At 71.2% G+C, this 12,397-nt stretch carries 10 protein-coding genes and 5 pseudogenes; 3 read left to right on the top strand and 12 right to left on the bottom strand.

Annotation, left to right across the window (positions count from 1 at the left end; translation table 11 throughout):
- Nucleotides 1-307 precede the first annotated feature (307 nt).
- Both G5V59_RS33280 and G5V59_RS33275 read left to right on the top strand, forming a co-directional pair.
- Entirely contained in the window at nucleotides 308-661 is a 354-nt protein-coding gene (locus tag G5V59_RS33280) for a hypothetical protein (RefSeq protein ID WP_278259291.1), read from the top strand.
- Nucleotides 662-749: 88 nt separating this feature from the next.
- Nucleotides 750-2,186, top strand: coding sequence for a tryptophan 2,3-dioxygenase family protein (locus G5V59_RS33275; RefSeq protein WP_278259290.1), 1,437 nt, complete (start codon nucleotides 750-752; stop codon nucleotides 2,184-2,186).
- Nucleotides 2,187-2,191: 5 nt separating this feature from the next.
- Here the strand turns inward: G5V59_RS33275 and G5V59_RS33270 are convergent, their stop codons facing one another.
- From G5V59_RS33270 to G5V59_RS33220, 11 genes and pseudogenes are all read right to left on the bottom strand, one after another.
- Nucleotides 2,192-2,833: a phosphatidate cytidylyltransferase gene (locus tag G5V59_RS33270; RefSeq protein WP_278260219.1), complete on the bottom strand. Its 642-nt coding sequence runs from the start codon at nucleotides 2,831-2,833 to the stop codon at nucleotides 2,192-2,194.
- 295 nt (nucleotides 2,834-3,128) lie between these two features.
- Nucleotides 3,129-3,647, bottom strand: a pseudogene (gene frr, locus G5V59_RS33265) (ribosome recycling factor); the annotation flags it as partial.
- Between the two features lie 51 nt (nucleotides 3,648-3,698).
- A pseudogene (pyrH, locus tag G5V59_RS33260) lies at nucleotides 3,699-4,417 on the bottom strand (UMP kinase).
- 193 nt (nucleotides 4,418-4,610) lie between these two features.
- Complete coding sequence (locus tag G5V59_RS33255; RefSeq protein WP_278260218.1) at nucleotides 4,611-5,351, bottom strand: phospholipase D-like domain-containing protein; 741 nt, start codon at nucleotides 5,349-5,351, stop codon at nucleotides 4,611-4,613.
- Nucleotides 5,264-5,695, bottom strand: a complete 432-nt coding sequence (locus G5V59_RS33250; RefSeq protein WP_278259289.1) for a hypothetical protein — start codon at nucleotides 5,693-5,695, stop codon at nucleotides 5,264-5,266. Before G5V59_RS33250 ends, G5V59_RS33255 begins: the two co-directional genes overlap by 88 nt.
- A complete protein-coding gene (locus tag G5V59_RS33245) occupies nucleotides 5,692-6,225 on the bottom strand; it encodes a hypothetical protein (protein WP_278259288.1) in 534 nt (177 codons plus the stop codon). Before G5V59_RS33245 ends, G5V59_RS33250 begins: the two co-directional genes overlap by 4 nt.
- 54 nt (nucleotides 6,226-6,279) lie before the next feature.
- Entirely contained in the window at nucleotides 6,280-7,932 is a 1,653-nt protein-coding gene (locus tag G5V59_RS33240) for a TFIIB-type zinc ribbon-containing protein (RefSeq protein WP_278259287.1), read from the bottom strand.
- A gap of 17 nt (nucleotides 7,933-7,949) precedes the next feature.
- Nucleotides 7,950-8,486 (bottom strand): hypothetical protein, encoded by a 537-nt coding sequence (locus tag G5V59_RS33235; protein WP_278259286.1) that lies wholly within the window; start codon nucleotides 8,484-8,486, stop codon nucleotides 7,950-7,952.
- Nucleotides 8,487-8,675: 189 nt separating this feature from the next.
- Nucleotides 8,676-9,492, bottom strand: a pseudogene (gene tsf / locus G5V59_RS33230) (translation elongation factor Ts).
- A 39-nt stretch (nucleotides 9,493-9,531) separates the two neighbouring features.
- Nucleotides 9,532-10,484: pseudogene (gene rpsB, locus G5V59_RS33225) on the bottom strand (30S ribosomal protein S2).
- 225 nt (nucleotides 10,485-10,709) lie between these two features.
- A complete protein-coding gene (locus tag G5V59_RS33220) occupies nucleotides 10,710-11,156 on the bottom strand; it encodes a hypothetical protein (RefSeq protein WP_278260381.1) in 447 nt (148 codons plus the stop codon).
- Between G5V59_RS33220 and G5V59_RS33215 the strand changes: the two genes are divergently transcribed.
- A complete protein-coding gene (locus G5V59_RS33215; RefSeq protein WP_278260217.1) occupies nucleotides 11,049-11,435 on the top strand; it encodes a hypothetical protein in 387 nt (128 codons plus the stop codon). The two genes, G5V59_RS33220 and G5V59_RS33215, sit on opposite strands and share 108 nt — an antisense overlap.
- A 107-nt stretch (nucleotides 11,436-11,542) precedes the next feature.
- Here G5V59_RS33215 and G5V59_RS33210 read toward each other — a convergent pair.
- A pseudogene (locus G5V59_RS33210) lies at nucleotides 11,543-12,394 on the bottom strand (tyrosine-type recombinase/integrase); the annotation flags it as partial.
- Nucleotides 12,395-12,397: the final 3 nt, after the last annotated feature.

Raw genomic sequence — 12,397 nt, 5'->3', positions numbered from 1 at the left:
GCAGCAGCACGAACGGGAACAGGCTCCTCGGCCCGGTCGGTGCCGAGCAGCCCCTTGAGGATGGCGCCGTAGAGCCCGGGCACCACGATGATCGAGGCCATGCCGGTGAAGAACCCGGCGAGCGGGAAGAAGACCGGGTGATCCCGGTGGAACCAGTCGGGTCGGCGGGAACGCTCGGGTGCGTCGTCCGTCTCGCCCGCGTGCGCGCGGCCCTCGATTGGCTCACTCATGTCCGGGCGATCGTAGCCGGAGCGACCCCAGCGCGTCGTACTGGCAGCCGAGCGCGCCGACCTGTGACACTCGGTCGGTGACCGACCAGCACCCCTCGTTGACCTACAGCAGCCTATCTCGCCCTCGACGACGTCCTCGCCGCGCAGCACCCCCGCTCCGACGAGCACGACGAGCTCCTCTTCATCGTGATCCACCAGGTCTACGAGCCTGTGGTTCAAGCAGATGCTGCACGAGCCTGACCGGCCTCCAGGACCGGCTCGAGGCCGGCGACACCCCGCGCGCCCTGCAGACCCTGGGCCGGGTCCGCGCCATCCTCAAGGTCGCCGTCGCCCAGGTCGACGTGCTGGAGACGATGACCCCGCGCCAGTTCTCCAGGCTTCCGCGACCGCCTCGACGCCTCCAGCGGCTTCCAGTCCGAGCAGTTCCGTGAGCTGGAGGCGACCCTCGGGCGCCGCGACCGCCGCGTCTTCGAGCACTACCCCGCCGGCTCCCCCAGCCGCGAGCGGATCGCCGCTGCGATGAGCCGCCGATCGGTCTTCGACTCCTTCCTGCGCTACCTCGGCACGCAGGGGTACGACGCGCCTGCAGCCGCGCTCGACCGCGACCTGAGCGCGCCGTGGGCGCCGTCGGAGGAGGTCCAGGACCTGCTCCTGCGTGCCTACGCCGACGACGGCGGCGCCGCGCAGGTCGCCGAGCGCCTGGTCGACCTCGACGAGGGCCTGCAGGAGTGGCGCTACCGCCACGTGAAGATGGTCGAGCGCACGATCGGCGCGAAGATGGGCACCGGCGGCTCGTCCGGTGCGACGTACCTGTGGAGCACCGTCACTGCTCAGGCTCTTCCCCGACCTGTGGGCCATCCGGAGCCGGATGTGAGCCTCGCCGAGCACTACTCCCGCTTCCGGGTCACCGAGCGGCTCCTGCTCACCGGGCACTCGCACCAGGCCTGGCCGGACGTCGCCCGCGAGGGCGTGCTGGAGGCCTATGACGACGCCGCGCTCGCCCTCGGCCAGAAGTGGCCGCGCGCCGAGGCGCGCGCCGAGCGGCTGCGCGAGGGCGTGCGGGCACTGCTCGGCACTCCCGGCGCGGAGGTCGCGCTCGGCGCCAGCACCCACGAGCTCCTGCTCCGCTTCCTCTCGACCCTGGACCTGCGGGCGCGGCCGCGGCTGGTCACCACGGACGGGGAGTTCCACTCCGCGCGCCAGCAGGCTGGAGCGCTTCGCCGAGGCCGGCCTGGAGGTCGCCGTGGTGCCGGCACACCCGGTCGCGACGCTGGCCGAGCGGGCCGCCGCGGCCGTCGACGACCGCACCGCCGCCGCGGTCATCTCCTCGGTGCTCTTCGAGACCTCCCAGCGGGTGCCCGGGCTCGGCACGCTCGCCGCCGCCTGCGCGCGGCACGGCGCCGAGTCTGCTGGTCGACGCCTACCACGAGATCGGGCCGGTACCGCTCGCGCTGGAGGCCGACGGGCTCGACGAGGCCTGGGTGGTGGGCGGCGGCTACAAGTACCTCCAGGCTCGGCGAGGGCAACTGCTTCCTGCGGGTACCGCCGCACGCGGACGGCTGCCGCCCGGTGATCACCAGACTGGTTCGCCCGCGAGGACGACCGCTTCGCGGGCGCGACGTACGACCCGACGAGCCACTACCGCGCCGCCCGCGTCCTCGACTTCTTCGCCGAGCAGGGGCTCACTCCCCCCGTGCTGCGCGAGATCGCGCTGCACCAGCGCGGCCTGCTCGCGAGCACCTTCGACGCCCTCGACCTGCCGCCGGAGGTCGTCACCCGGGACCGGGAGACGCCGGCCGACGGCTTCGGCGGCTTCCTGGCGCTGCGTACGCCGCACGGCACCGCCCTGCGCGACGCGCTCGCCCGCCGGGGCGTCACCGTGGACACCCGCGGCGAGCACCTGCGGTTCGGGCCGGCGCCGTACCTCAGCGACGGGCGAACTCGTCGCCGCGATGAGCGCCCTAGAAGACGCCGTAGTGGAGCAGCAGCCAGATCGGCGCGATCGTCGCCAGCAGTGAGTCGAGCCGGTCCATCAGGCCGCCGTGGCCCGGGATGACCTGGCTCATGTCCTTGATGCCGAGGTCGCGCTTGATGACCGACTCGCACAGGTCGCCCAGGGTCGCCATGACCACCGCGATCAGGCCCAGCGCGACGCCGATCCACCAGTCGCCGTCGAGCAGGTAGACGACGAGTGCGACGCCCGCCGCCACCGTGGCGATCGCGGACCCGGCGAAGCCCTCCCAGGACTTCTTGGGCGAGATGACCGGCGCCATCGGGTGCTTGCCGAAGAGCACGCCGGCGATGTAGCCGCCGATGTCGGAGGCGATCGTCACCAGGATGAAGGTGAGGATGCCCTGGACGCCTTTGTCGTCCAGGCCGCCACCGTCGCGACCGCCCTCGGCGAGCATCAGGGCCACGAAGGAGCCCAGGAAGGGCACGTAGACGAGCGCGAAGACCGAGGCGGTGGCGTTCTTGACGTAGCCGTCGACGCCGCGGCGCAGCAGCCACAGCATGATGACCAGCGCGCTGACGGCGGTGGCGGTGACCAGGGCGGCGGAGCCCCAGACGTAGGCCACCACGACCATGACCACGCCGCCGGCCATGAGCGGCTGCTCGGGCAGGTCGATGTCCTTGGCGGCCGGGCCCTTGCGCAGGCTCCCAGACAGCCACCACCACGGCGATCGCGACGATCACCATGAAGGCGGGCTTCCAGAACAGCAGGGATGCCGCGATCGCACTCAGGAGCACGACCGCGGAGGTGACGGCAGCCTTCAGGTCACGGCCCGCCCGGCCGTGGTCCTTCTTCGGGGCAGCGTCGGGCGTCGTCGACATACGAGGTGCGGGAGCAGTCGAGGCCTCAGACCTCGAGCAGGCTCGGCCTCCTTGGTCTTGAGCAGACTCGTCGATGGCCTCGGTGTGCTTCTTGGTCAGGGCGTCGAGCTTCTTCTCGGCACCGGTGACGTCGTCCTTGCCGACCTCGCCGTCCTTCTCGAGCTTCTCCAGGCTCTGCTTGGACTTCTGGCGGACCTGGCGCACGGCGACCTTGCCGCCCTCGGCCTTCTCCTTGGCGAGCCTTGATGAACTCCTTGCGGCGCTCCTCGGTCAGGCTCGGGGAAGACGCAGCGCAGCACCTGGCCGTCGTCGGAGGGGTTGATGCCGAGGTCGGAGTCGCGGATGGCCTTCTCGATGTTGGTCTTCGCGCCGGCGTCGAAGGGCGAGATGATGATCACCCGCGCCTCGGGGGCGCTGAACGACGCGAGTTTGCTGGATCGGCGTCGGCGAGCCGTAGTAGTCCACGAGGATCTTGCTGAACATGCTCGGGTGCGCCCGGCCGGCGCGGATCGCCGCGAACTCCTCACGGGTCGCGTCGACCGACTTGCCCATCTTCTGGTCGGCCTCGTTGAGGGTTTCGTTGATCACCGGATCTCCTTCTGCCTGGTCACACTGTTGGTCGAGCCTGTCGAGACCTCAGCCTGCGCTGACCCGCGTGCCGATCTTCTCACCCTGCACCACGCGGAGGATGTTGCCCTCCGGCTCCATGCCGAACACGATCATCGGCGAACTTGTTCTCGCCGCACAGCGCGAAGGCGGTCTGGTCCATGATCCGCAAGCCACCGCTGATCGCCTCGTCGTAGGTCGACTCGTCGTACTTGGTCGCGGTCGGGTCGATCTTCGGGTCCGCGCTGTAGACGCCGTCGACCCCGCTCTTGGCGACCAGGACGACGTCGCACCTGCTCTCCAGCGCTCGCTGGACGGCCACGGTGTCGGTCGAGAAGTAGGGCATGCCCATGCCGGCGCCGAAGATGACGACCCGGCCCTTCTCCATGTGCCGGATGGCGCGGCGCGGGATGTACGGCTCGGCGACCTGGCCCATCGTGATGGCGGTCTGCACGCGGGTCTCGACGCCTTCCTTCTCCAGGAAGTCCTGCAGCGCCAGGCAGTTCATGACGATGCCGAGCATGCCCATGTAGTCGGCCCGCACCCGGTCCATGCCGCGCTGCTGGAGCTCGGCGCCGCGGAAGAAGTTGCCACCACCGGTGACCACCGCGATCTGGACGCCGGCATCGACGACGGCCTTGATCTCGTTCGCCACCGCCTGCACGACGTCCGGGTCGACGCCGACCTTGCCGCCGCCGAACACCTCACCGGAGAGCCTTGAGGAGGACTCGCTTGTAACCGGGCACCAGGGTCCTTCCCATCGACGTTGCGAAGCGTCCCCGAGGCTATCAGTGCCCGTCAGTGACCCTCAGCGGTGGCGCGGGCGATCATCGCGTCGTACCACCGGACGGAGCGGGCGAACGACGGGCCGCGGTCGGCGTCGATCGACATGGCCAGGCTCGTCGCGGGGCAGCGAGTCGGATCCGAAGTTGTCGCTGCCGGTCACCACCCGCCGGTGCCGTACGCCGTCCGGGCCGGTCCACGCGAGCAGGCTGAGTCTTGCTGTGGACGTCGGACCCGTCGGCGAACCTCGCTCCGTGCACCTCCACCCCGGCCGCGCGCAGCGTCGCGGCGATGTCCTTGCCGATGTGCAGCGAGATCACCTGCACCCTGGCTCCGCCACGAGCCTTGGCCGCCACGATCCGGGCGATGTTGCGACCGCGGTCGCTGTGCCAGGCGTACATCGCGAAGCGCAGCACCGACCCCCGGGCGGGGACTGCGTCGATCAGGGCCGCGACCGGGTCGGACGCCTCGTCCCAGCCGGGGAAGAAGAAGGCCCGGTCGTTGCCGAGCCGCGGCGCGTACCGGGACCCCCGGCGCTTCAGGCTCGCCCGTCTGCTCGCGGAAGTCGCGGTCGAAGGCCCGCCACACGTCGGTGCGGCCCGCGAAGACCCACATGTCGCTGTACTGCCGCGTCGAGTAGTACGACAGGTTCGCCGAGCCGGTCACCACGACATGACGGGTGTCCCCCACCCGGGTGAACGTCCAGGTCTTCTGGTGCACCTTGCCGTCCCCGCCGATGCGGACGCCGCGCTGCGAGCCCTGGGAGAGGAGGACGAAGGACGACCGGCTCCGGTCGGTCCCGAGCTCCTTCGTCAACTTCTGCACGGCCCGGAAGTCCTTCGACACCCGCCGGTTGGCGATGACCTGGACGTGCACCCCGCGCCGGTGCGCGTCGACCAGCGCGTCGGCGAGCGGGTGCAGGGAGAAGGAGCGGGTGACGACCCGGATCCGCTCCCCCTTCCGGGGTGTGCGCGACCAGGCTCCAGCAGCCGGGCGACGACCGGGTGCTGGGCCGCCTGGGTCTCCGGGTCGTCGACCGGGGTGCCGAGCACCACGCCCGGCGCGACCCGGTAGGGCCCCGGGACGTAGCCACGCTCGGCCGCCTGCCCGCCCCTGCCGGGCGCGGAGGCGCCGCTCGAGCAGCCCGCGACCAGGACCGTGGTCAGCACCGCGGTCAGGACGAGGGCCAGCAGGCGTCGTACGGACCGATCAGGTGCGTCGCTGCACGCGCCGGCGGTAGTCACTGCTGTTGTCCCCGTCGATGTCGGAGTCCCTCGTCCGGTCGATCCGGCCCACCTGCTGCTCGCCGCCCTGGACCGGCTGCGCCTCGATGATGGTGTCGCGCTCGTACTGGTGCGACTTGTCGGTGTTGCGGTAGTACCGGTAGAAGGCCCAGTACGTCGCGGCGCCGCCGGCGGGCCCCGCCGCGAGGAGCCACAGCGGACCGCTGTCGTCCGAGGCCTGCGCCACCAGCGCGGAGATCAGGCTCGATGCTCATGCCGTCGCCACCAAGATCGCGCCGGCCACGCCCTCGAGCACGGTGCCGACCGTGAACGCGGCGAGGATCAGGCTTGGGCTGCGAGACCGGGATGCTGCCCATCGTCTCTCCGGTGCGGGCGTTGACCGCGATGTAGTGCAGCATGCCGTTGCTCTCCTGGCGGTAGGAGTAGAGCCAGACCGGGAGGTACATCGACACCCAGCGCGAGCCGCCCACGTCGACCTTCTCCTGCTCCCAGCGCACCCCGCGGTCGAAGCGGCCGAGCGAGCCGTGCACCTGGGCGCGACCGATCGAGAGCAGGCTGGTCCTCCAGGACCGGGCCGAGGCCGCTCACGTTGAGGTCGCGCTTCTCGCTGGTGAAGCCGACCAGGTAGGCTGGCGTTCCACTTCACGGCGTTCTTCGTGTCGAAGGGCAGGATCGTGTTGACGATGTTGTTGGTGTTGTTCTCGCTGAAGTCGGCGCGCTGCGCCGAGCCCTCCATGGTGAGGTCGTCGACGGTGAAGGCGACCTTGCGGGAGACCTGGTAGACGTCCGCGGCGTAGTAGGTGACGTTGTTGTCGCCCTGCTTCTCCGTCCAGCGCCGGGTCTCCACCTCGCCCTCTCCCCAGTACTCCGACTCCGCGCGGGCGTCGACCACCAGGTAGGGCAGGTAGACCCCGAGCACGTTCTCGGGGACGAACTCCCTCTTGAACCGCTTGTGCGCGAACAACCGCCGCTTGGAGGCGAACTCGCGGATCTTCTCGACCGCCTCGTCCTTGGTCAGCCGGAACGGCAGCACCGCGTCCGGTACGGCGCCGTTGGGGATCTGCTGGTTGACGTTCAGCGTGTGCCGGCACCAGTGACAGCGCGCGTTGAGCCTGGTGCGCGGTGTCCACGACCACCTCGGCACCGCACGCCTCGCACTTGAAGGTCACCATCTCCGAGGCGTCCGCGGCGATGTCCTCCGCGCCACTGGCGATGACCGTGCCCTGGAGGTCCTCGATGCCCTCGCCGAGGCCGAACTCCTCCTCGACCCGCGCCTCCTGCCACTCGTTGCGGCAGAAGAGGCACACGAGCATGCCGGTCGAGCCGCGCAGCCGGACGTCGGTCGAGCCGCACTTCGGGCAGCGGTTCAGCCCGTCCTTGAGCGACTCGTTGACGGTCTCGATGCTCGGCCCGGCCTCGGGCTCGGCCTTGGCCGCGGCCAGGCTCCTCCTCCAGCGAGAGCGGCGGTCCGTCGAAGGTGGGCTGCTTCGGCTGCTGCTCGCCGCCGCCCGGAGGCGGTGGGGGCGGAGGCGGCGGGGGCTCCACGGGCTCCTGCGCCATGTCAGAGACCGAGCGCCTTCGCCTTTGCCGCGTCGTAGTCGGCCTGCGTGATGAGGCCGGCGTCGAGCATCTCCTTGGCGCGCTTGAGCACCGCCATCGGGTCCTCCGCGCCGGAGGCGGCCGGGCTCGGGGTGCCCTCGGGAGCCGCCGGAGCGGGCTGTGCCGCCGCGGCCGGAGCCGGGGCGGGCGCACCGGCCGGCGGGACCGGCTGCTGCAGACCGCCGACGCCCATGCCGCCGGTCGCCATGCCCATGCCGATCAGGCCGCCCGGGCCGGCGTTCTCCCCGGCCGCCTCGATGCCGGCGGCCACCGAGGCCTGCAGGTTCGAGTTGCCGCGGGCGCCGGACAGCGCGTCGGCACGCTGGACGTTCTTCAGAAGGCTCGCGGGTGTTGGCGTCGTACTCGATGGAGATGATCGCGGTCTTGACGATCTCCAGGCCGCGGTCGGTCTTCCACTGGTAGTTCTGCTCCACCGCGGCGGACAGCGACTGCGCGAACCCGATCGAGTCCTGCTGCAGACTTGGCGATCCGGTTCCCCTTGGCGGGGTCGTTGGTGTACATCGAGAACGCCGGGGCCAACGAGCCGACGACCTCGTTGAAGAAGTCTGCTCACCGGCCGGGTTGTCGATGTCGGTGAAGTCGAACTGCGCGCGGCCGCTGATGATCTCGGCGGGCACGAAGTTGCGGATGAAGGTCAGCGGGTCGGTGATCTTGAGCGTGTAGGTGCCGCGGGTGATCGCACCGACCTGGGTGTTGAGGAAGGCGTCGTCCCAGTAGATCTCCGACTGGGTGCCGAACTTGTTGTTGGGCAGGCTCCTTGAGGGTCACGAAGACCGCCGTCTGCTGCGTCGAGGGGCGTCCGCCGAACTTGAAGCGCTCCCAGGCTCTGCTTGATGACCGAGTCGACCAGGCCGCCGCCGGAGAACACCGACTGGGAGGCCGGCTCGTCGGAGTTCCAGATGTAGGCGCCCGGCTCGGCGGCGAAACCGGTGAAGGCGCCGTCCTCGAGCAGGACCAGGCCGTAACCCTCGGGCACGACGATCTTGGAGCCGTTGGTGATGACGCCGTCGGAGCCGTGCGTGTTGCTGCCGCGGCCGGCGTTCTGCCCCTTGGCGACCGCGGGGAAGACCGCGATCGTGGAGGTGATGCCGTCCGGCACGCCGTAGAAGTCGAGCCACTGGTCACCGAGGGTGCCGCCGATCGCGCCGATCGCAGCCTGAATGAGTCCCACCGAACGATCTCCTTCACCTGGGGCGCGACCGCGGACGCGGAGGCGCGTGCCCGACACATCTCCTCGGTCCGGGCGTCGCAAACCTACACCGGGGATCCGCGCCCTGACCGGCGAAGAAACAGGTCGCCGAAAACGCCGACGGCCGGCCCGACTCTCGTCGGACCGGCCGTCGTGGTGACGGGGTGGGCGTCAGGCGCCGACCTCGAAGCGGGCGAACCGCTTCACCGTGGTGCCGGCGGCGTCGAGGACGGCCTTGACCGTCTTCTTGCTCTCCGACACCGACTCCTGCTCCAGCAGGACGATCTCGCGGAAGAAGCCGCCCAGGCGACCCTCGACGATCTTCTCGACGGCAGCCTCGGGCTTGCCCTCCTCGAGCGTCTTCTTGGTCAGGACGTCCTTCTCGGCGGCGACGATGTCCGCGGGGACCTCGTCACGGGTGAGGTACTGCGCCTTGAGGGCCGCCACCTGCATGGCGGCGCCGCGGGCGGCAGCCTCGTCGCCGTCGTACTCGACGAGGACGCCGACGGCCGGCGGGAGGTCGGCCGCACGCTTGTGCAGGTAGACCGCCGTGGTGCCGTCGAAGTACGCGACGTTGCCGAGTCTCGATCTTCTCGCCGATGGTGATCGCGAGTACTGCTCGACGACCTGACCGACGGTGCTGTCGCCCAGCGGCAGCGCCTTGGCGGCCTCGACGTCGGTGGCCTTGCCCGCGTCGATCGCCTCGGCGATCTGCTGGGCGGCCTTGATGAACTCCTCGTTCTTCGCGACGAAGTCGGTCTCCGACTTCAGACTCGACGAGCGCGCCACCCGCGTTGGCCACCAGGCCGGCGGAGGTCTCGCGCTCGGCACCGCGCGCGGCCGCCTTGGCGGCACCCTTGACCCGGAGCAGACTCGACGGCCTTGTCGAAGTCGCCGTCGGTCTCGTCGAGCGCCTTCTTGCAGTCCATCATTCCGGCGCTGGTCGGACTCGCGGAGCCTTCTTGACGTCAGCAGCAGTGAATGCCATGAATCCTCAATCGCTTTCTGGATCGGGTGGGTGTGTCGCTCAGGCCTCGGCCGGGGCGTCGGCCGCGGCGGGGGTCTCCTCGGCGGCGGGCGCCTCGGTGGCGACCTCGGCCTCGGCGGAGGGCGCCTCGGCGGCCTCGCTGGACGCACCGGTCGCCTCGGAGGCCGGGGTGTCCTCGGTGGCGGCGTCGCCGCCGGTGGCCTCGACGGCGGCCTTCTCCGCGTCACCCTCGAGCAGACTCGCGCTCCCACTCGGCCAGCGGCTCCTGGGCGGTGGTGCTCGACGAGCCAGCGCCGGAGCGAGCCATCAGGCCCTCGGCGGCGGCGTCGGCGATGACCCGCGTGAGCAGGCCCACCGCGCGGATCGCGTCGTCGTTGCCCGGGATCGGGAAGTCGACGTCGTCGGGGTCGCAGTTGGAGTCCAGGATCGCGATGATCGGGATGCGCAGGCTTGCGCGCCTCCTCCACCGCCAGGTGCTCCTTGTTGGTGTCGACGATCCACACCGCGGAGGGGGTGCGGGTCATCTCGCGGATACCGCCGAGCGACTTGTTCAGGCTTTGTCGCGCTCGCGGCGCATCTGCAGCAGGCTCCTTCTTGGTGCGGCTGCTGCCCGCCACGTCGTCGAAGTCGATCTCGTCGAGGCTCCTTGAGGCGGTTGATCCGCTGGTGCACGGTCTGGAAGTTGGTGAGCATGCCGCCCAGCCAGCGCTGGTTGACGTAGGGCATGCCGACGCGGGTCGCCTGCTCGGCGATCGCCTCCTGGGCCTGCTTCTTGGTGCCGACGAACATGATCGTCCCGCCCTTGGCCACGGTCTCCTTGACGAAGGCGTAGACTGCGGTCGATGTAGGCCAGCGACTGCTGCAGGTCGATGATGTAGATGCCGTTGCGGTCGGTGAGGATGAACCGCTTCATCTTCGGGTTCCAACGACGGGTCTGGTGTCCGAAGTGGACGCCGCTCTCGAGGAGCCTGGCGCATGGTCACGACAGCCATGATGATTTTTCTCCTGTGTGGTTTTCAGTTGGTCCTGTCGCCTGCGCGCCGTCCCACCACCCTTGCCCTTCCGGTTGAACCGGACGGCTCGGGTGGACCGAGGATCGACGCCCACGGGCGGTGCGGGCCCGGAGGGACCCGCTCGTGGTCTGCGGACGAGCGAATTCCGGTCCAGGGCGGACCGGTGCTGCTCAGCCTACGGCGTTGCGCACCTCCCGGCCCAATTCAGGCCGGGAGCGGTCCACAGGCCGCCTCTCGCCACCCCGTTCTCCACAGCCGCTCCCCCGTCCCCGCCGGTACGTCGCCGGGGCGGCGCACGATCGCGCCATGCGCTGCCTCCTCGCCCTCCTGGCCCTCCTGCTCCTCGTGACCGGCCCTGTCGGTCCTGCTCGTGCTGCCGCGGGCGAGTCCCGTGCCACCGCGGGCGACGACCCGGTCGGCGTCTGGCCGCTGGACCCCCGCCCCGAGGTCGTCGCCCGGTTCGACCCGCCGGACGTGGTGTGGGGTGCGGGGCACCGTGGCGTCGACCTCGCCGGCAGGTCCGGCCAGCCGGTCCGCACGGCTCTGCCGGGGAGGGTCACCTTCGCCGGCCGCATCGCCGGGCGCGGGGTGGTCGTGGTCGGGCACGGCGAGACCCGCACGACGTACGAGCCGGTGGCGGCGGTGGTCCACGTCGGCGACGTACTGGTGGGCGGGGCGGTGATCGGCACCCTGGAGGTCGTCGGCTCGCACTGCTTCCCCCGTGCCTGCCTGCACTGGGGGTGGATCCGCGGCGAGACCTACCTCGACCCACTCCTGCTCGTCGGGGGTGGGCCGGTGCGCCTGCTGCCGCTGTGGCGGGACGGTCCCCCGGCCCGCTCCGCGCCGCCGGCGCCACGGGGGACCGCCGGGCCGGCGCTCACGCCCGCGGGTGCGCTTGCTGGTAGGCGCGTCGTAGTCGGTCGGTGGTGACGTGGGTGTAGCGCTGGGTGGTCGCCAGGGAGGCGTGCCCGAGGAGGCTCCTGGACCGAGCGGAGGTCGGCACCGCCCTCCAGCAGGTGGGTCGCCGCGGTGTGCCGCAGACCGTGCGGGCCCAGGTCCGGCGCGCCCGGTACGTCGGCCAGCCGGCGGTGCACCAACGAGCGCACCGCGCGCTGGTCGATCCGCCCGCCCCGGGCGCCGAGGAAGAGCGCGGGCCCGGAGCCCGGCCGGGCCAGCCGCGGACGACCGACCGCGATCCACCGGTCCAGCGCCGCCGCCGCGGGGTGGCCGAACGGGACGGTGCGCTCCTTGCGGCCCTTGCCGAACACCCGGACCACGTTCCGGTCGCGGTCGAGGTCGTCCACGTCGAGACCGCAGAGCCCCCCACCCGCATGCCGGTGGCGTACAGGAGGCTCCAGCATCGCCACGTCCCGCAATCCCGTCGGGCTGCCGTCGTCGGCGAGCGCGGTCGCCGCCGCGATCGGCTCCCGGGCCTCGTCGACCCGGAGCACGTCGGGCAGGGTGCGGTGCGGCTTCGGCGAACCGAGCGCGGAGCCGACGTCGCTCGGCGCCCGCCCGGTCCGCGCGAGCCACCCGGTGAACACCCGCGCGGCGGTCGCCCGGCGGGCCATCGTCGTGCGGGACAGCCCCGAGGCTCTGCTGACGGGCCAGCCAGGCTGCGCAGGGTCCGCAGGTCCAGGCTCACCCGGGCCCTCGAGACCCATCCGCGCGGCGTGGTCGAGGAGGCCGCCGATGTCGCCGAGGTAGGCCGTGACCGTGTGCGGGGCGAGGTCGCGCTCGGAGACGAGGTGCCGCTCGTAGTCCGCAAGCACCGCGGCGGCCCACTCGGGCAGCAGCCCGGGCAACGCGTCGGGCAACGCCTCGGACGACTCCTCGGCCTCCGCCACGGGAGACTCCAGCGGCTCTGGTGCCTGCGCGACGTCACCCATCCG

The sequence above is a fragment of the Nocardioides convexus genome (assembly GCF_011090295.1).
This window is presented reverse-complemented; position numbering and strand designations above follow the sequence as displayed.